A 22,738-nucleotide genomic window follows, 5' to 3' on the forward strand; every position below is an offset into this window, starting at 1 on the left:
AGACAAACGCAATGTATTTGCACCAATACCATTCTTTAAATGATATACAAAACTATAGCTATTATTTGTTAATAAAAGCGCTTTATTACCGATAAGCTTACATACTAAAAAAGGGCTCTCGACTAATAAGTCAAAAGCGTACTCCTAATCATAACATAAAAAAAACACCTGTTGCCTATATCTTACACGTCATAAAACCTGACCTCATTAATAGCCTGATTTTCAAGCAACATTTCCTTTACGCATTCCGATGCAAGATTCATTCATTATCCTCCCCTTGGTCCCAGCATCCGCTACTGACCCTATATGATCTTGAGCGTCCGCTCAATTCCTGTACTCATCCCTAATGAACAAATTAATCCAATTGACCACTGTAAATGTCATGAAATACATGGCGTGCTAATTCCGAATGGCATACTTTCTTCCCGTGTTTCAAAGGTTAGCATTAAAGAATCAACCCGGGCGGACGCCCTATTCCGTTTTAGGTCGTAGAACCGCTGCACTTAACCTACCAGATGGGGTTTTACCAAACTTTCAAAGTTTAGCAAAGCAAATTGAAGGCTAATTTCATCTGAACTTCAACTTCTCTAACTCTCTATCAGGCACCTGGATCAGCAATGGCTCCTTCTCCGGATCAAGCCAGCCCAATAGTTTCATCAGGTTCTCCTTGCTCATGGCAGTACAGCCCAGCGTTGGCGAACCGGGGCTTCTCCAAACATGCAGGAATATAGCACTGCCTTTACCGGGGACAGGTGGATTATAGTTATGCTGCACCACTATACCCAACTCATAGAGGTGGTCCGACCGTTTCATCCTCTCAAAAGATGCCCAGTACCTCTTCGGTTCATTGGGTTGGTCCGCAGGCACTGACACCCACTGGTTATAGTCATCGGAACCCGTAGCATCTACAAAGTAATCACGTGCAGTGGACTGACGGTATGGAAAAAGGGTTCCTGCCGGAGCAACTTTCTCATATCCAAAAACGAAATCAAACAGAAAAACACCTGCCGGGGCTTTTCCATCGCCCTCTACCTTTTCAACAACTGAGGTATTAGCGTGGAGCCCTCTACCCCATGCCAGGCCATTTTTACCGAGAGACACTTCTACCCTTTCTCCATGCTTTGTCCAGTTTCCATTGGCTCGACTATAACATTGAAGTGTGCCGGTCTTAGTATCCCAATCGGATGTGGTGACTAAAACTACCTGTTGATGGCTTCCAGGTATAGACAACTGATCTAACACCGATTGGGCATAGCTTAACCATGAAAAACATGAAAATGCTGATAGTAAAAATATTCGATATAATGCCATTACTTACCTGCCATAAGAATCGTAATAATCATCATAATACTCCTCATAGTTATAGAGCAGGATAATATTATGGGCTTCAACTTCCGTTAACTGATCTCTGATATCAATGCACATCGGTATATACCAGTCTTTGGCATCAAATATCCTTCTGATCCTTAAGTTCTGAAAGCTGTAACCATGGCGGGCGTATATCTCATTTCTGATCATCTCAATCTCCTCAGGAAGCAGATTCTCTACATCGGACTCTTCTAGATAACGTGTTGAAGCATCCGGATAATCTCCAAGTCTGGCATCATACTTATAGATTCTCTTTTTAAGCGTATACTCCTTCGCTGAAACTGTATTTTTATAAGGCTTCCAGGAGCCTGTCAATTCTTTTTTGCTTAAGTCAATAGTAAATTTAAACTCTCCGTCATACTGATCATCTCCGGGCTCCTTCATTTGTATATCATAAACCCCAGGATGAGATTCCTTGAGGGAACCCTTGATCGGTCTGAAATTACCAGCACATACACTATGTCCAAAAATCGAATCCTTATCAACATGTGCCAGCGCAATATTAATCTTGTTCTTGCCAAAGCTGCCAACCCAAAATCCGTAAAGCGGGTTTTCCGAAGCGTTGATCTCATAAATATTCTCTTCGATCTTATACTGCTCTTTGGACTTATCAGTCCCTATTGTTCTCGGGTCGCGTTCCAAAGTTGCCGTTAGCGTTTCTGCCTGCTCTGTTTCCTCAGAAACCCCTTCTTCCTGAGTTGTTTCAATAGTTTCTGCCTGTTGTTCTGTTTTGCCGCATGATAGCACAAAAAAAGCGATAGCTGCAATAAGAACGAGAGATTGTAATTTCATAGTTATTCCTGATTATTAAGTCACGGATTAATTAAGTATATTTTCGCAGTAAATACAATGCATTTAAAAAGTACTTTTAAAATATTGCTCATTCTTACACTTGGATTCTTCACTGTGTTGATGATCAATATTACACTCCCCTATTTTGCGTTTGATGATAAGGTTGCCTTTCTAAAAATCAAACAATGGATTATCCATAATGAAATCTGGAAAGGTGCTTTTTACACGCATGTCATTACCAGTTGCTTTTGCCTGATTGCTGGCTTTACACAATTTTCAGACAAACTGCTTCGTTCCCGTCCCAAAATCCATCGCACCATGGGATGGCTCTATGTAATCGTTGTTCTTCTCTTTTCCGGTCCTTCCGGTTTAATTATGTCTGTTTATGCCAATGGCGGTATTCCTTCACAAATAGCTTTCACAACTTTGAGTATTCTTTGGATATTCTTTACCTATAAAGGGTTCAAAACGGCTGTCCGGGGAGATTTCTCAACACATAGAAAATTTATGATCAGAAGCTATGCGCTGACGCTGTCTGCACTAACTTTGCGCGCATGGAAACTGGTCATAGTACTGGCATTCAGACCTCAACCTATGGATGTCTATATGCTGGTAGCCTGGCTGGGATGGGTGCCCAATCTTCTTATTGCGGAGTGGTATATTCGCAACAGGTTCAAACATTTCAAATTGATATTCAAATGATCAGATATTTCTTCGTTCTATTCATACTTCTTGCACAGGCCTGTAACTCCGGTCAAAAAGAAACCACGGAAACAATTCACGAGCAGCCTCAGGAAGAAGCAGTGGTTTCAGTGGAAGATACTGTTAAGGCTGAGGATGTCATTGATAAAACAGTACTGTATGACTCCAGCTTTGTAAACCTGAAGAAATACGCTGATGGATTTTCATATGATATGAGGTATGCAACAGCTAATAATTTTCTTAAAAAGAAAGTTTACCCGTGTGCTGAATGCCTGGTAAGAAAAGAAGTCGCAGAGGCCTTGACTAAGGCCAATAAAGAGTTAACCGAGAAGGGCTTTAGAATCAGGTTCTTTGATTGCTATCGTCCCTTAGATGTACAGAAGGCTATGTGGGAGATATTCCCTAATGCCAAATATGTGGCTAACCCCAACACTTCTGCTTCAATACATAACAGGGGTGCTGCCGCAGACATCACCCTGGAAGATCTTAAAGGCAACCCACTCGATATGGGTACTACTTTTGACTTTTTCGGAAAAGAGGCTCATCATGCATACACTGAGCTTCCCGATACGGTATTGGCTAACCGACAACTGCTAAAATCTACCATGGAGAACAACGGTTTCAGAGCGATTACTACGGAATGGTGGCATTACAGTTTCAAAAGCAAATACCGCTATGAGCCTTCTAATTTTAAGTTTAGTTGTGGGCAATAAATTGCAAATGTTAATTGAAAGTAGCTGAATAAATGTACCCATGAAAGCCATTTGTCACAGAAGAAACCAATAACAAATCCCAAATCAACATTACTTACTCCTCACCTCAGTAATATATACTTATTTAAAAATTGAACACCAATTCATACTTATGTATGTTTTTAAACTATATATACATAAAAACACAATCCCCCTCCCTTTAAAATCCAATATATTTCCATTCAAAAACCATCTTAATAACAGTAATGGGTTTCGAGTCACGAATTCTTTGGGTTACAGAAAATATCAATCATTAATTTTCCTGGTTCATAGTTAGCACTTAAATAAAATATCCCACATAGCTCGTTTAGCACATCAAGAGTTAAAAAACACATTCCTGGAAAATTTATTACATACAGCCGTTGGTAAGCGATTCATGACACTTTGCATATTAGAACTGATATATAATAATTTACAAAAATTATTGTAATACAGACAATTATACAATAATAGATAAGAACAATTTTATTTGTAATTATTTAATTAATCAACCTTTAACAAAACCAACCAAATGAAAAAATGTAACATTAGATCGTATGCTATTTTGCTACTTTTGCTATGCTACAGCTCTATTACGGCCTTTGGAGCTGCAACTTTTGTATTTAACCCTGCACAGCCAACGGCGGGGCAAACCGTAACTGTACAAGTTACTGACACTTCACCTTGGGCTTACGTAGATGTACAAGCTACAGGTCCTAACACTGTCAACGGTACCTGGGGAGGTGTTGTGGATAATGGTAATGGTAGTTGGACCTGGACCTGGACTTTTTCAGGACTCCAGCAAGGGAGTTACACTGTTAAATTTTACTCCAATAATTTTAGTGAGCTTCGGGGGCAAACTTCCCTTACTGTAGCCGGCAATGGCAATGCCTCCTTTGCATTTACCCCCTCACAACCAACGGCAGGGGAAACCGTAACCGTACAAGTTACCGATACTTCACCCTGGGCTTATGTAGATGTACAGGCCACTGGCCCTAACACTGTCAATGGTACCTGGGGAGGTGTTGTAGATAATGGCAATGGCAGTTGGACCTGGACCTGGACTCTTTCAGGACTTCAGCAAGGAAACTATACCGTGGGATTTTATTCTGACAACTTTGCTCAGCTTCGAGGACAAACTTCTCTATCAGTAAGTGCAGGTTCAGGCACTACAGATGATGCCTGGTTTCAATTTAACCCTCCCAATCCATCACCAGGACAATCCGTGCAAGTAAAGGTGACTTCAAGAACAGGATTTGCTAATATTAATTTAGATGTGAATCGTAATGGTACCAATGTACCTGCTACATACAACACTTATATCCCCAATGATGACTATTACGATGGAGCCACCCATACTTGGGTCTATGATTTGCCCGCTCTCCAAAATGGAGTGCATTCCATTACGTTTACAGCTGATAATGGTTCAACTACAGCAGGGCAAACTATTTTACCGGTTCAAGGTCGTTCTATGCGATCTATTACTCCGTCCTACTTTGGCTTCAACGGGCATTTTTGGTGGACTTATAATTGCGGTACTGTGGGCGACAGAATTCAACGATTTATTGATGAGTACCAGGCATTAGGAGCCAAAACCATCCGCATTGGTATTGATTGGGCCGCGGTGGAACCTTCCAGGGGTTCCCGCAATTATAGTTACTTTGATGATATTCTTACGCGCTTTAATGCTGCAGGGATTACTGTGATAGGGTTGTTTTATACCGCCCCGGCCTGGGCTACTGAAGACGGATCAGCATGGGGCTTAGGTAAAAAATTAAACCGAAACGAGGTGAATGCTATGCGAGCCACCGCTCAAGACATGGCACAAAGATACCCTTTTATACACAACTGGGAATTTTGGAATGAACCTCACTTTAGATCTGTAATGACCGAAGGAGAGGAATTCGCTTTTTGGTTCAGAAATTTTAGTCAAGCCATCAAAGGGGTAAGGTCTTCTGATAAAATTAGTTTTGGGACAATCATCACCCCTGACTCAGGCCCTCACACCGCTTCATTTGTGAAAAATGTAATGAGTGCTCTTGAAGGATACCAGCCTGACGCAATTTCTCTTCACCCCTACTATGGATCCTCTGTAAATACAACCCAGATTAGTCAAATTCACAATCTAGTCCCGCATGTGCCGTTATGGATTACAGAGTATGGTTGGAACAATTACTCAGAGGAGAATCAGACTAATAATCTGGAAAACGCCATTACGTGGATGCAAAGTCAAAGTTATATCGAATTCGCAATCATGCATATGCTACATGATTGGGATGAGACTAACGATACCCATTGTGACTTCTCTGATGATGGCCCTGGAAACGAGCGTTATGGTTTAGTTACACTACCTTTTTATCAAGGGCAAAATTATCACAGAAAGCAGGCATGGTACAAATTTAGAGAACTCGCACTAGGTCTCTCTGCTTGCACTGTTCCAGCTAACCCTACGGCTAACAGCATTACCTCTAACTCTGCTAATATTTCCTGGTCTTTGGTCAGCGGCGCTTCAGAGTATCAGGTAGCCTATAAACCAAGCGCTGACGTATCGGGGTGGTTATACAAAACAGTAACAAGTACCAATACCAGTTTAACAGGGTTAAACGCCTCAACAGAGTATGTATACCTGGTTAGGGCTAACTGTAGCGGGAACTGGACCGGATGGACCACAAACTCATACTTCACCACGCTATCAGGATGCACACCTCCTTCTGGCTTAGGGGCGAACTCCATTACCACTTCATCCGCCAATGTGTACTGGGCCAGCATGTCAGGTGCTACTCAATATCAGGTAGCTTATAAACCCAGTGCTGACGTATCAGGGTGGTTATACAAAACAGTAACAAGTACCAGTACCAATTTAACAGGATTAAACTCCTCAACTCAATATGTATTTGTGGTAAGTGCCTACTGCCCTAGTTCAGGTGGATGGACTGGGTATTCATCTAATGGTTTCTTTACTACCAGTGGTAACTGCCACCCTCCTATAGGTCTTGGAGCAGCAGCTTCATCGACATATGCTTATTTATCCTGGACAAGTGTAGCAAATGCTACTGCTTACTATGTAGCCTACAAGCCTAGGGATTATGGCTCTTGGCAGTATCAAACTACAGGAGGAACAACGGCTTATGTCAGTGGACTAACACCACTCACACCGTATGTTTTTGTTGTAGCTACCTACTGCCCTTCAAATGGATGGACAGGGTATTCATCAAATTACACCTTTTATACTTCAGGAAGTCTATTGCAATCAACCCCGGATACACAGGCCAGAACACAAACAACTCAACCTGAGCCTCCCACTAATGACATCATGGAAATGCAGAAAATAACCATGGACATATATCCTAACCCCGTAGAAGAAGGGCAATGGGTAGGAATGACCATACATATGACTGCAGAGGAAAATGTAGAGGTTACTCTATTAGACCATACTGGCAGAAGAATAGAACAACTGATGAATAAAAAGTTAAAAAGGGGCATCAATAATGTAAAATTTACTCTGCATAGTGTAAAGTCAGGAATGTATTTGGTGCAGGTGGTACAAGGAGCACAGCAGGAAACCCTGAAGCTCATGGTTAAATAAAATACATCATAAAGTCCATTAGCTGGGATTATCATACGGTAAAGGCAGCTTCAGTGATCGGGTGGCTTTAAGTCATCCGGTCACTACTTATACCCATAGAACTCTTAGTTAGTCCTTCTAATTTTTTTCTCTCCCCCCTCCCAAAACCTGCAATACATCTCGAATTTATAAATACCTTTGCAGCTTAATTTTTTAACACATGATCTCTGTTGACGCTCTTACGGTTGAGTTTAGTGGCTCGCCTCTTTTTAGTAACATCTCTTTCAACATCAATGAAAATGACCGTATTGCTCTTATGGGTAAAAACGGTGCAGGTAAATCTACCCTGCTAAAAATCATAGCTGGAGTTAATGCTCCTACTCGTGGTAAGGTCTCTGCTCCAAAAGATGCCGTGATTGCTTACCTTCCCCAGCATTTGCTTACTGAGGATAACTGCACAGTTTTCGAGGAAGCTTCCAAGGCTTTTTCAAAAATATTGGGCATGAAGGAACGCATTGAGGTCCTAAACAAAGAGTTGGAGACCCGAACAGACTACGAGTCTGAAGAATATTATAAAATAATAGAAGAAGTATCAGAACTAAGTGAGAAGTACTATTCTATTGAAGAGGTCAACTTTGATGCAGAGGTTGAGAAAACATTATTAGGCCTTGGCTTTCTGAGAAGTGATTTTACAAGACCTACCAAGGAGTTTAGTGGTGGATGGCGCATGCGTATAGAATTGGCAAAAATACTTTTGCAAAAACCCGACTTGATATTGCTGGATGAGCCTACTAACCATATGGATATTGAATCTATTCAATGGCTGGAAGATTTCCTTGTCAACAGTGCTAAAGCGGTAATTGTAATCTCTCACGATAAAACCTTCGTTGACAACATTACTAACCGTACCATAGAAGTTACTATGGGCCGCATATACGACTACAAGGTAAACTATACGCAGTACTTGCAGCTTCGTAAGGAGCGTCGTGAACAGCAGCAAAAGGCTTATGACGAACAACAAAGACAAATAGCTGATATACAAACGTTTATAGATAGATTTAAAGGTACTTACTCGAAGACACTTCAGGTACAATCCCGGGTAAAGATGCTGGAAAAGATGGAGATACTTGAGGTAGATGAAGTCGACACCTCACATCTTAACCTTAAATTTCCTCCCGCACCTCGTTCTGGTAACTACCCTGTGATTGCAGAGGATTTGAGCAAAAAATATGGTGACCATGTCGTTTTTAAAGATGCATCCATGACCATTGAACGTGGCCAGAAAGTAGCGTTTGTTGGTAAAAACGGAGAGGGTAAATCGACGATGGTTAAGGCTATAATGGGTGAAATTGATTTTGAAGGTAAACTCCAGGCCGGTCACAACTGCATGATCGGGTATTTTGCTCAAAATCAAGCTTCGCTATTAGAAGAGGATCTTACTGTGTTCCAAACTATTGATAATATTGCCCAAGGTGATATCAGAACTAAAATAAAAGACCTTTTAGGCGCATTCATGTTCAGTGGTGATGCTATCGAAAAGAAGGTTAAAGTGCTATCAGGTGGTGAGAAAACACGACTTGCTATGATCAAGTTATTGCTACAACCTGTTAATTTACTGATTCTGGATGAACCCACTAACCACCTGGATATCAGAACAAAAGACATACTTAAAGAGGCGCTTCAAAGTTTTGATGGTACTTTGATTCTGGTATCTCATGATAGAGATTTTCTGGATGGACTCGCCACCAAAGTATTTGAATTTGGTAACAAGAGAATTAAAGAGCACTTTGAGGATATCAATGGATTCCTAAGGAACAAAAAACTTGAAAACCTGAGAGAAATAGAAAGAAAAACTGCTTAGTCCTGGAGATCGAAAACCTGTGCATACTTGATCAACTCTACAAATGAGCTGGTGTCAAGTTTCCTGTTAATGTTTTTCCTGTGTTGTTCTACGGTTTTACGACTAATACTTAACTTTCTGGATATCTGAGGGTTATTCATCCCTTTGTACAATAGGCTAATGATCTCTATTTCCCTGCCGGTGAGCTGTTTAAACTTACTGTAATTACTCAGGTAGAAGGCCTCTTCATCCGCTAACCGTCCAATGCGCTGCCTAAGATAGTGAATATCGGAAAGTGGTTGCATCATGACAATCATGTCGCCCAGTGCAATAGATTTTTTGGCAGAGATGAGGCAAAGTTTGTATTCGCCCTCAGAAGGAAACCAAACCCTTTGCACATCATGATATACATCTTTAGGGTTCGTTTTAGTTAATTGAGGTTTTAGCTGATCTAGAAAGTCTTTTAAAGCTGCATGTTGATTGTACTTCGTCAACCAGCTTTCATTAATATACAAAAAACTCTTTGATTGAATGCTCAACCATTCGAAACCAACCGGATTGAGATATTCAAGTGTTAAATCTGACTTAATAATGCAAAAGATACACGGCAACACATCCCCTACTTCATATACACCATGCCCTTCCTCTTGTAGCCAATGATCAATTACATGCAGATTAACACCTGGTAAAGCCAACTTCCCTTGCATGTACGTCTTTCCTTTTAACTTAATTATAAACTTATGAATATTAAGCTAAATATGTCGGACGAAATAAGCTTGTAAATTACATTGAATAATATAGATATTCTATATCATTTTTAACAAAAAAACGAGCATACAAACTTGCTTATATGTACCGATTATTTAAAAACCTATACATTCTTACATTATCGAATCACTATGAAGCATCAGGCTCTTTTAAGAATGTTCCTTTTTACGAGTTCATCGAGCAAAGCCTGATAATTATTCTGGAGCAATTTATCTGCTCCTGCAACTATTTTAGTCCCCAAAGGATCCGTATAATCTCTAACAAGGTTTTTGATAATAGTAACCGAAGCGCTGGTGGGTCTGGGGGTAATATCCCAGGCCTTCTTATAGAATAAACTGTAAGGGCTGCTGTCTCCAACCGAATCATATAAGTTGGTTATGGACTGCTTAACTGCCTTTCTCATTATTTCCAGATTGGTTTTGTCCAGTGTACCATCACCTGTAAGTTTCCAGCTATCTCCCTTATTGTTGGTAACCGCTACACCACCTGGGTACTCATTTAGCGCATCGTGTACTAGTTTGGCAACCATGGTCTTGCCAATGATATCTGGCTCTTTTTTCATTATTCCTTGAAGCAGCTTGCTGAATATATCGGCTGAATCAATATTAGGCCTGAATATAATCCCTTCCCATTTCACGGTCTCGTACTTACTGAAAGTGTCTTTAAGCTTACCTCTGAATGCAGCAGAAGCAATATTATCAAACATTTTTTCACCGTTTGATGTGAGACTTCCCCCACTCATAACCCTTGATTTAAAATATTTCGACAGGTCGTCTTTGTTGAAAAGATGGCCTGCAGCAAAGGCATCGGTTAAGAAATGGTCTCCAAAGGCATTAGCTACTAATGCTCCATCCACCGCATCACTACTATTGCCTGCCCTCATAATATCTATAGCCTTCTTATGATATTTTTCCCACTCTGCCTTGTGATTTGACTTAGAACTAGAGAAGGAAATATAAGTACTGTTAGAAGGAGCAAAATGAGCAAAATTGTCTTCTGCAAGTTTAAGATACCTGCCACCTGTAGCGCTCTGCCATTCAGCATCACTGGTGTTGGATATTGAGGCTCTTCCACGCGTCACTTTGCTTTCATAAAATCGCTTACTCTTATCAATCAGACTCTTCAACTTTGATAACTCACTGGCCTTTGCTCTTAACATCTGATCATAGCTTTCATAAAAATCGCCCATAGCTATCAACTCGCCATAGGTGAACTTGACTCCGTTTACATCGATTTGATACGTGGGCGTTACACGATCTGCATCCACAAGGCCGGATAGCACATGCTCTCCTGTACCGTATTTGGCCTCACTATAGACCGTATCGGAAAATGATAATGAATGCGCAGCCGCTAATGATGCTGTATCTATTGTAATAGAGCCATTGCCTTCAACCTTGGGCTTACTATCAGCCAAAAGAGGGTTAATCTTCGACTGTAATGCACTCATGATGCTACCCCCAATAAAAGGTATATAATCTGCCTTGGCAATAGTATCTGATATCAGTTTTACAGAATCATTGTAGGCCGTACTTACGGCATTGGCAAATGAATCTCCCCGCAGCCAATTATTCCAGACTTTAGTCATCATAGGCTCAGGAATATAATTGTTCCGGATGGCTCCTGCTGTAGCTCTCGCCCCTGCATAAAGCCAGTCATCGTTAAGACCAGCACCTACACAATTCATCATATAAACTACTCTAATAGGCAAGGCCTTGCCATAACTATCTCTAAGTGCTCTGACATCATTGGCGCTAATACTACCTCCTCCATAAGCACTGAATGATGAGCCATTGCCATGAGTGAGTGTAAACACATCAATAATATATTCTTTATTAGCCAAGTCGTGCAATGTATGTTTCAGGTTAGCATAGGTGGCTTTTGCATCTTCAAGTATAATAACCTCCCTATATTTTTTTCCCTTGGCGTCGGCAAACTTATTAAGCCATTTCTCAAATTCTTCAGAGACATAGTCAACCACTTTTTCCAGCCCTTCCTGAACAGCTTTACCTATGGTGCTTTCCCACTGAAAAGGCAGCGCCCCTGTATTTTCTATAAACACGACTAAAGCAGTATTCACCGATGACATTTGCATAGTCATCTGCCTCGCCGTTTCAGGTTTCGCTGAAAGCAATGCTGTTTCAAACTCACTTCTATACTTGGACTGCACCGCAGACTTAACCGCTTTATACAACCCTTTATGATTTATTTTCCTGAATGCTCTTTGCACTCCTTCCGATGATATCCAGCCTATATCGGCCACACCATTAGGAGGCCCTGGCATAATATTTTCAGTTTTAGACAATGTGGTAGCTGTCCATAAGCTTCTCGCGGCGATATCTTTAAGTTCATCTGAAAGCCCATATTCCTCAGGTGACTTACCAAAGAACAAATCAAGTACCTCAATGACAAACACATCCGCTTCAACCATGATGTCACCAACCCTGGAACCTTTTCCATTGTCAGCAATCAAACCATTTTTTGCACTTTTACCTTTGACAAAGGTCCTTTTGCTCTTATAGCTTTGCAGCTCTTTATTTAATGATAGTAATCGGTTCCCTTTCATCGGTTTATAATTTTATTTTAGCTCATTTTAAAATTTTACTTTGCAATCAACAGCCTTGATTCATCTCTGATATTATCATCAAGGGTTTCCTATTTGCTCAAGCAAATACTTTTTCTGATCTGCCGGCAAAGCAGGTACAGTATAGCTCCTGTTGCTTTTCTTCTGAATAATGTCCGTAGCTTTCCCAGATATTGCCCAATCGGCTAAAGACACGCTTTTGGCCTCATGCCTTACAAATTTCAAACCTCCAAAGGCATTGATCTCAAATTCTCCCTGAAACTCGAATTGTCCGTTACCCCATGGATCAAAAGTACCATCGTACGCAAACACCACAGGCCACTCTCGTGGGTCTTTCATATTATTTGGTGGGATCTTACCCAGTTTGGTAAAGCTCACATTCAATGAGGATTTGGAAAAAGCAGTAGTATTTTTCAGGTTTCTCCTGACATAGGCACCTCCTATCTCTCCGTAATCGTTGCCCTCCCAGGTAACTTCAATCAGTGCATCAGCAGCTCCAAAAAGTGGTTTATCAAAATTGATCCATAGTATCGGATATGTATATGAAACTTTAGGTCTGTTATTGAGTTTTTGCCTGGCCTGTGGGGTTAACAACCGCTGAGCTTTGTCGGAAGAAATGGTGAGATTTCCTGATTTTGTCATTGCCGGTTGTAATAAGGATGCTCCACCCAGCCCTAGATTAGCAGCTTCTACTGCTGTGAGCCCTGCAATACCGAACAGTCCTGCTGTTTTGGCCCTTGTATACCTTGATGATGCTTTTGATACTTTCTTTCGCCTGATTGCAAATGTTGATAGTTCCTGTTGAAGTGATATGATGCGGTTCATAGTTTTTAGTTTTTTATTTTCAAATGACCTGCATATTGCCACTGGCCATTATGCTTAGTTTTAACCGGAGTATCTATAGATATTCCTTGTATCCCCTGATCCAGAATATTCAACCCTGAAGCCTCAAGAGCCTTAACAAGTGTATATGGGATAAAGAATTTGTCGTTGTCTTTAGTATTAATATCAACCTTTCCTTTGAATTGCTTACATTTCTCTTGGTCTGGCTTAGGCACACGTTCACATACTGACTGGTGAATCTGAACTGGAGCATAACTGATCTCCAGAATGGGGTTCTGAGCATCCGAAATGTTTGTATCTGTAGTCAGTTTAGTTACAACCCCCTGAACCGCCTCTGTATTTGCACTCTTGTGCCTCAACAAAACAGCTCTTCCTTCATTAAGTACCTGGTCAATATCCTTACGCTCTGTTTTCCCACTCTGATCTGCCCACATCATTTTATCATCACCAGTGTATAACCCTGCCCTGCAAACTCTTTCCTGCGTACCTGATGTCTCTGACGTGACCAGGATTAGATCTCCGGCTTTTAACTGCTGTTTTCCAACCTCCAAGCCTCCATTTTCAGGCGACAGCGGTTCTTCACTATTATATTTCAAAGAAGTATCTTCCTCAATAATGTCTGATGGAGCAGGGGCATCATCCACTACTGTTGCATCTCCCATGGGCTTTTTAGTAGCAATAGTTTTAATTTCGTCCTTCTCCAGTTCGCTTTCCATCTGATCAAATTTCTTCTCCATGGCTATGGACCCTAGGTCGTAAGAGTTTGCATAGCGCATGCTTTGAGCTATTTTCTCAAATATTTTATGCTCACTACCTAAAAGCTCAGGATTCTCCTCTTCCTTTTGAGGTCTGCTTCGTTCCTGAGAAGGTGGCGGATGTGCCCCCCCTTGCTGCAGCAATTCTTTTGATGGTGACTCACTTTTGTTTACTGTTTTCTTCTTCTCAGGATCAAACACTTTTTGTCCCGTTAAAATCGCCTTAATATCATTAGCGAACTCGTCCTCGTCTACTTCATAGGGCTCGCCTCTTTCCTCTCCTTTTGACGGCTGCCCTCCACCCTTATTCTGAGGAGCGGTTTGAACAGGAGGCTCTGCTTCTACTTTCTTATCCGGCTTATCTGGCAAAGGGGCTTTTGCTACAGGTTGCTCTTCTCTCATCGGTTCTGGCTCTCCCTCGTCACCATCTTGTGCCACCTGCATCTCTTCTTCTGCTTCTGATAATTGCACCACCTTATCAAGCATGGGGTTATCATGATCATCATCTACTTCTTCATAGCTAGCAGGAATAGTTTCGCTTTCAAAGGGTTCTACGTAAAAGGCCTCTCCTTGCATGTCATCTACAAAACTAAGCTGTGCTGAAGGTTCATTATGCCTGTATGAATCATAAACGGTTTGATCATAGACATCAATATTATACGACAGACTTATGGCATTACCTTCGTCATAATGTTTACCTGAAACTCTGGTCGTTTTTTTTCTCTTCCTCTCCTCTTTCTTAGTATGCTTCTTACAGTCAAGAGCAAGCTGAAATAATCTACCTTTGGGTGACATCATATCTTCAGTTGTTTATTTCTAACTTAAAAATTGCGTAAGGGTCCAATGTCATCACCAGTTCATTTTTACCTCCCTTTATAATTTCAGGCTGGACCTCTATCATAATTTGTTTCTTATCTGAGGCAATAACACTTACCAATTGGTCATTTACCACAGCTACCGGTTCAAACTTATTGTCTACATGGAGGTTTTCACCTTCAACAAGCAAAACAGGTTTATTGCCGCTCATGCTCAGACTCACTTTTCCAACTGATGGCGGCAAGGAGCTTCGTTTTGATTTCTGTAATACATCTGCAAGCGATTTATAGCTTATTTTTTTATTGGTAACCTTTTCCAGATCTACATTCTTCTTCTCCAGTTTTTCCAGGTCATTGACAGAGGTCACTCCCATTTTCCTAAGTGTCTTTTTGGTTTCATTATCAACCTCTATCTCATCAATGGATTTGGTATCTACAGTTATGGGTTCTTTAGATGTTTGCCTGATCTGCTGATCTGTAATAGAGCCTAGTTGGATGGATAACTTGGAGGCTCCGCTCTGGCCGGGCTGTGCAGTGATGAACTGAACCTGATCCCCGTTGTAAGAGGGAAAGAGTTGAAGGTCAAGACCTACATCCTTCACTGTATAGGTCAAAGGCCTGTTGATAGCTTTTACGGCCAGGGTTTCACGAGCTTTGTCTAGTTCAACTACCAAGGAATCAATAAATGACTCAAGGTTCCAAACCGTATTGTTTTTAGCTGTTGCCATCAATCCTCAGGTTTATCTCGTTGAATATGAATTTTCATTTGGTGAAACACGGGCATCACGGTGGTTTCGACATAATACAATGGTGGTGAACCACCAATTTTCACGGTTCCATCTTCTGCCACCCTGATGTCTAATTGTACAGGTATATCGAGCTCTGCACCTTCCATTTTTAAAGCAAACTCAGCCTCTTCTGAAGTAAGGTAACCGTCTATATCGCTCATTTCATAAACAAACTCGCTCATTTCAAGCATGGCCTCGTCTACTTCAGACTGGGCGTCAGCCGGCTCATTATCATATTCCTGATCCACCATCGCTATTGTTTTGTTGTTTTTTAGTATCTACTGGCATAAGGCTGACTTTTTTGTCAAACAACACCTTATGGCCTTCCATTTTTATTTCGGGAGTACTCATGCCTTCGGCTATTGAATGCAATGGGAATTTTGTATGTGCTCTCTCCATGATCATAAAGATTGTGTACCTATAAAATGAACTGATGAAAATTTAGGAAACTGTACTTCCTCGTCCTGGACTTCCGTAACCATACCGGTTGCATCTGCTGCTACCACCTTGCTAAGTGTATAGGATTGAAAGTTTCCCTCCGGATATGCCCACAGAGCTGAAGTCTCCCCTTGTCTTCCCCTGAAATCTGCACTGAACCGAGCTGCGGTGGCTGCCTGCTTGACAAATTCCTGACTTCTGAATGCATTAAGCTTTTCCTGATCAAGAGGCGGCAAGTCATGTAATTTAAGGAGTTCATTATACGCCTCAAGGCTAATCTCCATTCCTGACTTTAGTTTGGCGCTTATCTTTCTTCTGTAGTCATCACCTGCATCATCACTATGGGCACTATCACTGACTTTCTTCTTGCGTGTGGACAATTTCTTGATACTGGCATCTTCCTCATTGAGGTGATAATAATATTTACATTCAAAATCTATCTTCCATCTCTTATGACTTGTGGGGCCTCCTTCCCATATTTTATGCCAGTAATTTCTGAATTGATCAACATCATTGAGAACAAAATGCGTTGTAAACTCACTACCAGCCCTCTGAAATAGATACCCATCGGTAAGTACGATATAATGGTTCATAAATGTACCAAGTATTTTATCACCCTTTTTCCAATTAAAAGTAAGTTCAACCTTCAAATCCTTATGAACTGGAAGTTTTTTGGCTTCATCTGAACTCAGATTTACCACATCTAAGGGACTTCCTAAAGCAATGTTCTTTTCTTTGATTTTTTTCTCCAGCAGTACCTCCATTGTATCACCATCCTGAATTATAAGTTGAAAAATACCTTTAGGAATGGTAATTACTGCTTCCTTCGCTTTAGCACTCACCTGTAGTTCAATAGGCAGGCTTATCTTATTCCGTCTGTCATAAACAACCTTTTCCTTCCCTGCCACTATGATTCCCTTGGCATTCAAAAACTTGATTGAAACCATATTGCTAAATGTAGAGTCTATGCTCACTGCAGATTTTACACTCATTGAATTGACGATGTTATCAAATGCAGGATCATCTACACCAGGATTAATTTTCTCCAGATGGTTCAACTCTTGTTGCGTATGCTTAAGCCCGGCATTAGCAATGGCATTGAACAGTTTGACAGGCTGTTCCCCTATCGCTTTAATCATATCTGGTGACAAAACTTTTTGTAATACAGGCATCAATGCTGGAAGCGCAGCTAATAGGGCCGGAGCAATTTTAGCCTGGCTATACCGCGGCCTGCCATATGCCATACCTTTCACAATACTATCTAAGCCGGGATCATCAACACCTGGGTTAATCTTCTCCAGATGATCCAACTCCATTTTCTGAAATTTCAGTGCACTATCCGAAACCGCTTTGAAAAGTTTAACGGGATTATCCCCAATAGCTTTAATAGTTTCGGGTGACAGCACTTTTTCCAATAAGGGAGCTAACTGCATAAGCATTGCAGGATTAATAGCAAAATCATGACTGTATTTCTGCAAGCTCTGCGTAGCGGCATGGCCATTTGCTTTACTGCTTCCATTAGAATGACCATTAGTACTACCACCGACCTGTCCTTGAATGATCTGTAGTATGGCACTGATGGTCTCTGGCGATATGTTTTGCAAAACCTGCTTAGCACCTTCTGCCCCAGGTTTAACATCTTTTGGGATTACTTTTGTTAACTCTGGTAAAATCTTCCCTGCAGTATCTGCAATTTTGCTGATAGTAGGTGCAGCAGATTGAAGTCCAGGCAATAACTTACCCAACATGGGTAGTGCATTGTTCAATATCCCTGGAACAGCTCCCAATAGGGTATTAAAGAAGAACGCTTCACTTACCTTGTTATCCTTCAGTTTAAATGGGGCATTCCTGACTACTATCGATTGTTGATCATATGTCTGTTGATGCATGCTCATCATTTTTGGCAGTTTAAAATCATCATTCCAATCTCGGACAGAAGGTACAACGGTAAGCACCTCAGATATCGCCGGAGATATTTTAGTTTTGGTTTTATAGCTAAAAAGCTGCATATACCGACTATCTCCTTCAAACTTGCCCGACTCCAAGCTTATAAGAAAGTGGGTTTGAAAACCAGTATTCTCCTTGACTGGAGACTTTATTAATGTGGATTGGTATTGCACCTCATCCACAAATTCCATCCCTCTGAACTTTCTTTTCGATTTCCCAATCTTAAATTCATACCAGCTATTGGTACCAATATCAGCCTCGAAAATATACCTGCCGGGCTCCTGGCCTTTAAGTTGTAAAATCGCTAGTGCCATATAATACCTGCATTAAATGGCTATTGTTTAGCTGCAGCCGCATCCTTCTCTTCTTGTGATGCTGGTCCGTACATTTGAGCGAAGTTGTCAAGCTTAAAGTAGTCCGTCTTAAATTGGATTTTTACAAATCCCCTCAACTTGGCTTTCAGCTCATCTTCTGAGGTACTTTTAGTGGTAGATACACTAAACTGGGTCTGCCTCGTACTTGAGGTATGCCCTGCACGCGGCCCTCCAAATATGGACCCCAATAACCCTCCGCTATACCCTGCAGATGTCCCGGAGGACTTACTCGTTTTTACACCGGCTTTATCTCCTTTATCAACCTTTCTTTTACCTTTAAACTCGAAATTGACCTCTGCTTCAACCTCTCCCTTTTCAACTACAAGACGAGTAACTCCCATCAATATGGTCTCCCTGAGTGCCGCCCGATGTTCCTGTGCCATTTTAATTTTGGCATCCATAATCTTGGCCTTAACCTCATTGTCTTCCATATCCACTTTCTCACCCTTAGGATTGGTAAGCTCCATCTTCTGCCCGCCATCACCATCCTCTTCCATGGAGATGCCAAACTCATCACCGTTATTTTCTGCGAGGTAAGCAAACGTGGTGGTATTGTCAATTTGCTTTATAAATTTGGCAAGACCGGTAGTAGCCTCTTTCATCAGCCTGATATAGTCATCCGTTTGGGCTTTCATCACACTGATATTGGCATCAAAAACTGCCTTCAGGAGGTCTTTAACGAACTCGGGAAAATCTACAGAATCAACCAGGTCTTCGAAAGAATCTACTCCTTCGTCAAAACCTTTTTCATGTCGCTGGTCGTTTAGCAGGTCTGATGATTTATCCACGAAATCACCTTTCTTTTTCATTTGACCTGACAGGCTTCCGCTTCCGTTACCCATCATTAGCGACATCTGCTCATTCATTACATCCTGGTAGACCTGCTTTTGCTCATCATAAGGCATGTGTCTGAATGAGGCCGAATGCGCCAATATATTTCTGGCCTGCTCTTTCGCCGCTTCTCTTATATTATTAATACTAGTCTGCTGCATATTATGTGACTTTTTACCAAAGTTGATAGTTTAATACCTGCTTAGAAATCCCAATCATCCTCTCCAAATTCCTCATTCATTTCCTCTTCTATATCTTCCTCTTCTCTTTGTACACTGCCTGATGAGCCGCTACTTTCTCCCAACTGACTTTGAGCTATAATGAATGACTCTATGTTGTGAAGTAAATCCTGGAAAGCTGACTCTGACATAAGGCCCTCATCAAAACCGGCAATTGCAGCAAATATTTTATGACCACTTACAGCTGCTGTACGCATAGAAGAAACATTAGGCTTGTAATTGAACTCTTCCTGGCTTACACGTTCAATAACATTCCACATAGACCTTCTATAGCCCCATCCCAACTGTGCTTTTACCGCATCGTCATCAATTATAGATATGGCTTTCTCAAATTGCTTGTACATTTCCGGAAGTATGGCTTTCACCATGCCACTTGAATATGTGGTGAGGTTATATTGTAGCTCTTTGATAGCCTGATAGACTGCGGACTTAGAAACAGATGAAAAATTGCTGTCTTTCTGCTCATACTTGTCAATGTATTTCACTGATTCGGTCATCAAAGTATCCCATAGCGGAGTAAAATCAGTGTTAACAGCCATTTCGTCCAGTACTTCACCGTCACCAACGTTCAATACAATTTTATAGAACATGGCTCTCTCCTCTGCTGAGGTATATTCATCTCTCAGTTTATAGTAGCTATATAGCTTGGAAGCTGTGCTACCTTGAGGTATGTCAAGCATACCAGATGTCCACCTCATCAACACTGCATCAGCAACACGGAGTATTCCAAGGTCGTCAGCAAGTGTTTTGAGATAATAAAGGGTACCGGCTGCAAGGATGTTTTCTGCATCTATCCCCTGCTCATCTGCCGTTTCAAAATAATCCACCGCGTAGTTAAACGAAAATGGACTGCCATTTTGGTAAACATTAGTTACCGGATCACCCGAATTTTTAGCCTCCTTCAGCGCATTGGTATAGGCGAGGGCTAAGTATTCACTATATTTTTCTAGAATGTCTGCCATCGTTATTATTTTTTGTAGTCTTTTTACTTCCGTTTTATATCACTTGACGTCATCATCATGGCTGTTATCACTTTCAAAAACATCCTCTTCAATCGCCTCCAGATCAGTAAAACTGATGTCATCGCTATCTTCGTCTGGTATGTCTTCAGGTATAACCAGCCCAATTTCTTTGAGGTAGTTGACCATCAGTTGTCTGATTTGCGGTGTGCCTTTGGCTGGATCTATTTCACCTGATGCAAAGAATCTATCTACCAGATCATGAATACTTCCGTTGTCAACATATTTCGCAATGATTTTGGAAATAGCTCCCGCTGGCATGCCTTTCACATAAGAAATATTAGTATTAGAGGCAGCTTTGTAGATATCCTTGCGCTGTTCAATGCTCAGGTTTAAATGCCGCTGCTCAATAGCAGCCCTGGCAAGTAAAATATTGAAAAATGGTTTGATTTCATTTTCCGTCAAGGTGATCACTCTATCGTTAATTCCCTCTGCGTCTTTTACCTTCTCATAATAGATAACAAAACTCAGAGCGTAAACATAAAGTGGTTCGTTGCTCAACAAAAATTTGGAAGTGTGATCAATACTACTCTTATTGAGCATTTTGCTAACCTCCGCTATAACCGCGCTAAACCCGTCTCTAACAAGTTTTGACTTGGCATTGATTTTATTAGAGTCACCATCTTTCATTATCTCCTTTAACGACCAATCTTTTCTTTGTCTTGACTTGTACTTCAGAGACTTAGTGGCCAGAGATTTACTAATTCTCTCAACGATATCCTTCATTGAAGGATCTATCTTCACTCTTGGGGGCTCAACTGAGAAATCAGAAACCCAAAGAGGCCTGGCTATATCCAGTATAGGAAATTTAGCCGTAATAGGTGTATAGGAAGAACCATTGCCCAGAGATATCTTTTCGAAATTGGCTGATCCCAGAATGTTGGTACTCATGATGTATTGGTTTTAATGGTTAAATACTTAGTTTATATTTCAATAGTTTAAAGGCATCCAGCAGGTTGATCAGGCCGTATCCGCTCTTTACGTTTTTCAGGGTCCCGTCCATCCTGTCAGCAGTATTTTTCAGAATATATTTTACCTGATTATCTTTCAATTCTCTTCCGTATTTTAAAGCAAAAGACTTAAGCAGTGCAACCGCACCAGTCACATAGGGTGAAGCTTGTGAGGTTCCGGAAGACATAGAATATTTATTGTTTGGATAAGAGCTTATAATGTTGGCTCCTGGCGCTACAAAGGACACATGCGAACCATAAGTAGAAAATGCTGCCATCTGGCTATGCTGGTCCACTGCACCAACAGCTATTACACCCTTTAGTGCTCCTGGGTAGTAGCGATCCTTGCGGCCGTCATTACCTGATGCGGCAACTATGGTGACACCTTTCCTTAGTGCATAGTTGATCACCTCTTCGTGAGGAAGTCCACCGCCTTCATGTTTAATGCCCAAACTCATGTTAATGACATCAACTTTTTGGTCTACAGCCCATTTGATTCCATTATTAATATTATCTATGAGTCCCGCCCCTACTACGCCATTACCAGACTTAAGGGCTCCAAGTACTCGAACAGGTATCACCTTACACGATGGAGCAATTCCCCTGGCCATTTTTAACCCCTTGGCTGACAGTATTCCGCATACATGAGTTCCATGTCCTACATCATCCTGTGGATCGGTATCATAACCCAAATAATCCCCTACAAATTTTTCAACACCATCCAGAATATTCACAAAATCCATCCCTGGCAGAAGCACATCGGTGATCTCTTTATGTTTAGTATCTACACCTGTATCCAGTACAGCAATTTTTATTTGGGGGTTTCCGGTTGTAAATGTATGGGCTTGCCTAATGAAGATTTGGGCTGCCGGGTCCAGCATGGGTGCACCCATTGATGAGGAAACCGGGGGAAGTTCTGTGACGCCAATATCTACAGGCCGGACTTTTTCTACATACGGGATAAGCTTTATCTCTTCAACCAGAGACTGAGGAATGCCTCTATCTACTTTAAGTATAACTCGAAAAATATTGGCCAAGCCGCTCTTAACTTCTTCAGGAGTCCAGGTTCGATGTTGAGGCTTATACTCTGTGCTATATAATACGGGAAGATTATACTTTCTGAAAACGTTTGAAACTTCTGGTAAAAAATTTTCGGTTTCAGGTGACTTTTTATGAATAATATCACCCCAATATGGCAACTCATCAATGCGCTTATCCTGCTTCGTCCATATTATCAAGTGATTTTTCATTTGTTGGTTTTATGCTAATAAGTACTATATATTAAGTTCGATAAAATGTGAATGCCATCTAAGGACAAATTAGCAATAAGTAAACATTGATTAGTTCACTCAAATAAATTAAGTACCTGAAACAAAACACTTTACCTTAATA

Annotated in this window: 18 protein-coding genes; 4 read left to right on the forward strand and 14 right to left on the reverse strand. The window is 41.1% G+C overall.

Going from position 1 to position 22,738, the window contains the following annotated elements; translation table 11 throughout:
* Positions 1 to 567: 567 nt before the first annotated feature.
* Entirely contained in the window at positions 568 to 1,311 is a 744-nt protein-coding gene (locus JMN32_RS04410) for a L,D-transpeptidase family protein (protein WP_202855081.1), read from the reverse strand.
* 3 nt (positions 1,312 to 1,314) lie between these two features.
* Positions 1,315 to 2,160 (reverse strand): YARHG domain-containing protein, encoded by an 846-nt coding sequence (locus tag JMN32_RS04415; RefSeq protein ID WP_202855082.1) that lies wholly within the window; start codon positions 2,158 to 2,160, stop codon positions 1,315 to 1,317.
* Positions 2,161 to 2,217: 57 nt separating this feature from the next.
* On the opposite strand from JMN32_RS04415, the gene JMN32_RS04420 reads away from it, so the two are divergent.
* From JMN32_RS04420 to JMN32_RS04435, 4 genes are all read left to right on the forward strand, one after another.
* On the forward strand, positions 2,218 to 2,862 hold the full coding sequence (locus JMN32_RS04420; protein ID WP_202855083.1) for a DUF2306 domain-containing protein: 645 nt from the start codon (positions 2,218 to 2,220) through the stop codon (positions 2,860 to 2,862).
* A complete protein-coding gene (locus JMN32_RS04425) occupies positions 2,859 to 3,575 on the forward strand; it encodes a M15 family metallopeptidase (RefSeq protein WP_202855084.1) in 717 nt (238 codons plus the stop codon). Before JMN32_RS04420 ends, JMN32_RS04425 begins: the two co-directional genes overlap by 4 nt.
* A gap of 550 nt (positions 3,576 to 4,125) precedes the next feature.
* Positions 4,126 to 7,179, forward strand: coding sequence for a fibronectin type III domain-containing protein (locus JMN32_RS04430; RefSeq protein ID WP_202855085.1), 3,054 nt, complete (start codon positions 4,126 to 4,128; stop codon positions 7,177 to 7,179).
* A 199-nt stretch (positions 7,180 to 7,378) separates the two neighbouring features.
* Positions 7,379 to 9,019: an ABC-F family ATP-binding cassette domain-containing protein gene (locus tag JMN32_RS04435; protein WP_202855086.1), complete on the forward strand. Its 1,641-nt coding sequence runs from the start codon at positions 7,379 to 7,381 to the stop codon at positions 9,017 to 9,019.
* On the opposite strand, the gene JMN32_RS04440 is transcribed toward JMN32_RS04435, so the two are convergent.
* The 12 genes from JMN32_RS04440 to JMN32_RS04495 all read right to left on the reverse strand — a co-directional run bounded on the left by JMN32_RS04440 (position 9,016) and on the right by JMN32_RS04495 (position 22,596).
* Positions 9,016 to 9,705, reverse strand: a complete 690-nt coding sequence (locus tag JMN32_RS04440; protein WP_202855087.1) for a LuxR C-terminal-related transcriptional regulator — start codon at positions 9,703 to 9,705, stop codon at positions 9,016 to 9,018. The genes JMN32_RS04435 and JMN32_RS04440 overlap by 4 nt on opposite strands.
* Before the next feature lie 200 nt (positions 9,706 to 9,905).
* Positions 9,906 to 12,329, reverse strand: a complete 2,424-nt coding sequence (locus JMN32_RS04445; RefSeq protein ID WP_202855088.1) for a hypothetical protein — start codon at positions 12,327 to 12,329, stop codon at positions 9,906 to 9,908.
* A gap of 78 nt (positions 12,330 to 12,407) precedes the next feature.
* The gene (locus JMN32_RS04450) at positions 12,408 to 13,172 is read right to left on the reverse strand and encodes a hypothetical protein (protein WP_202855089.1); all 765 of its coding nucleotides are present in this window, start codon (positions 13,170 to 13,172) and stop codon (positions 12,408 to 12,410) included.
* 5 nt (positions 13,173 to 13,177) lie between these two features.
* Positions 13,178 to 14,743: a hypothetical protein gene (locus tag JMN32_RS04455; RefSeq protein WP_202855090.1), complete on the reverse strand. Its 1,566-nt coding sequence runs from the start codon at positions 14,741 to 14,743 to the stop codon at positions 13,178 to 13,180.
* Between the two features lie 4 nt (positions 14,744 to 14,747).
* Complete coding sequence (locus JMN32_RS04460; protein ID WP_202855091.1) at positions 14,748 to 15,488, reverse strand: hypothetical protein; 741 nt, start codon at positions 15,486 to 15,488, stop codon at positions 14,748 to 14,750.
* On the reverse strand, positions 15,488 to 15,799 hold the full coding sequence (locus tag JMN32_RS04465; RefSeq protein ID WP_238354352.1) for a hypothetical protein: 312 nt from the start codon (positions 15,797 to 15,799) through the stop codon (positions 15,488 to 15,490). The genes JMN32_RS04460 and JMN32_RS04465 overlap by 1 nt, the downstream gene beginning before the upstream one ends.
* The gene (locus JMN32_RS04470) at positions 15,780 to 15,947 is read right to left on the reverse strand and encodes a hypothetical protein (protein WP_202855092.1); all 168 of its coding nucleotides are present in this window, start codon (positions 15,945 to 15,947) and stop codon (positions 15,780 to 15,782) included. Before JMN32_RS04470 ends, JMN32_RS04465 begins: the two co-directional genes overlap by 20 nt.
* 2 nt (positions 15,948 to 15,949) lie before the next feature.
* Positions 15,950 to 18,247, reverse strand: coding sequence for a hypothetical protein (locus tag JMN32_RS04475; RefSeq protein ID WP_202855093.1), 2,298 nt, complete (start codon positions 18,245 to 18,247; stop codon positions 15,950 to 15,952).
* A 20-nt stretch (positions 18,248 to 18,267) separates the two neighbouring features.
* The gene (locus tag JMN32_RS04480) at positions 18,268 to 19,299 is read right to left on the reverse strand and encodes a hypothetical protein (protein ID WP_202855094.1); all 1,032 of its coding nucleotides are present in this window, start codon (positions 19,297 to 19,299) and stop codon (positions 18,268 to 18,270) included.
* Positions 19,300 to 19,340: 41 nt separating this feature from the next.
* Positions 19,341 to 20,339 (reverse strand): hypothetical protein, encoded by a 999-nt coding sequence (locus JMN32_RS04485; RefSeq protein WP_202855095.1) that lies wholly within the window; start codon positions 20,337 to 20,339, stop codon positions 19,341 to 19,343.
* A 39-nt stretch (positions 20,340 to 20,378) separates the two neighbouring features.
* Positions 20,379 to 21,287, reverse strand: a complete 909-nt coding sequence (locus JMN32_RS04490) for a hypothetical protein (RefSeq protein WP_202855096.1) — start codon at positions 21,285 to 21,287, stop codon at positions 20,379 to 20,381.
* A 19-nt stretch (positions 21,288 to 21,306) separates the two neighbouring features.
* Positions 21,307 to 22,596, reverse strand: coding sequence for a S8 family peptidase (locus JMN32_RS04495; protein ID WP_202855097.1), 1,290 nt, complete (start codon positions 22,594 to 22,596; stop codon positions 21,307 to 21,309).
* Between the last annotated feature and the right edge of the window lie 142 nt (positions 22,597 to 22,738).

The organism is Fulvivirga marina, from assembly GCF_016775155.1.
GTDB lineage: Bacteria > Bacteroidota > Bacteroidia > Cytophagales > Cyclobacteriaceae > Fulvivirga > Fulvivirga marina.

Excerpts from the sequence above, each read along its gene's own strand:
- JMN32_RS04410 (WP_202855081.1), bottom strand. The coding sequence starts at position 1,311 with ATGGCATTATATCGAATATTTTTACTATCAGCATTTTCATGTTTTTCA.
- JMN32_RS04415 (WP_202855082.1), bottom strand. The coding sequence starts at position 2,160 with ATGAAATTACAATCTCTCGTTCTTATTGCAGCTATCGCTTTTTTTGTG.
- JMN32_RS04420 (WP_202855083.1), top strand. The coding sequence starts at position 2,218 with ATGCATTTAAAAAGTACTTTTAAAATATTGCTCATTCTTACACTTGGA.
- JMN32_RS04425 (WP_202855084.1), top strand. The coding sequence starts at position 2,859 with ATGATCAGATATTTCTTCGTTCTATTCATACTTCTTGCACAGGCCTGT.
- JMN32_RS04430 (WP_202855085.1), top strand. The coding sequence starts at position 4,126 with ATGAAAAAATGTAACATTAGATCGTATGCTATTTTGCTACTTTTGCTA.
- JMN32_RS04435 (WP_202855086.1), top strand. The coding sequence starts at position 7,379 with ATGATCTCTGTTGACGCTCTTACGGTTGAGTTTAGTGGCTCGCCTCTT.
- JMN32_RS04440 (WP_202855087.1), bottom strand. The coding sequence starts at position 9,705 with ATGCAAGGGAAGTTGGCTTTACCAGGTGTTAATCTGCATGTAATTGAT.
- JMN32_RS04445 (WP_202855088.1), bottom strand. The coding sequence starts at position 12,329 with ATGAAAGGGAACCGATTACTATCATTAAATAAAGAGCTGCAAAGCTAT.
- JMN32_RS04450 (WP_202855089.1), bottom strand. The coding sequence starts at position 13,172 with ATGAACCGCATCATATCACTTCAACAGGAACTATCAACATTTGCAATC.
- JMN32_RS04455 (WP_202855090.1), bottom strand. The coding sequence starts at position 14,743 with ATGATGTCACCCAAAGGTAGATTATTTCAGCTTGCTCTTGACTGTAAG.
- JMN32_RS04460 (WP_202855091.1), bottom strand. The coding sequence starts at position 15,488 with ATGGCAACAGCTAAAAACAATACGGTTTGGAACCTTGAGTCATTTATT.
- JMN32_RS04465 (WP_238354352.1), bottom strand. The coding sequence starts at position 15,799 with ATGGTGGATCAGGAATATGATAATGAGCCGGCTGACGCCCAGTCTGAA.
- JMN32_RS04470 (WP_202855092.1), bottom strand. The coding sequence starts at position 15,947 with ATGGAGAGAGCACATACAAAATTCCCATTGCATTCAATAGCCGAAGGC.
- JMN32_RS04475 (WP_202855093.1), bottom strand. The coding sequence starts at position 18,247 with ATGGCACTAGCGATTTTACAACTTAAAGGCCAGGAGCCCGGCAGGTAT.
- JMN32_RS04480 (WP_202855094.1), bottom strand. The coding sequence starts at position 19,299 with ATGCAGCAGACTAGTATTAATAATATAAGAGAAGCGGCGAAAGAGCAG.
- JMN32_RS04485 (WP_202855095.1), bottom strand. The coding sequence starts at position 20,339 with ATGGCAGACATTCTAGAAAAATATAGTGAATACTTAGCCCTCGCCTAT.
- JMN32_RS04490 (WP_202855096.1), bottom strand. The coding sequence starts at position 21,287 with ATGAGTACCAACATTCTGGGATCAGCCAATTTCGAAAAGATATCTCTG.
- JMN32_RS04495 (WP_202855097.1), bottom strand. The coding sequence starts at position 22,596 with ATGAAAAATCACTTGATAATATGGACGAAGCAGGATAAGCGCATTGAT.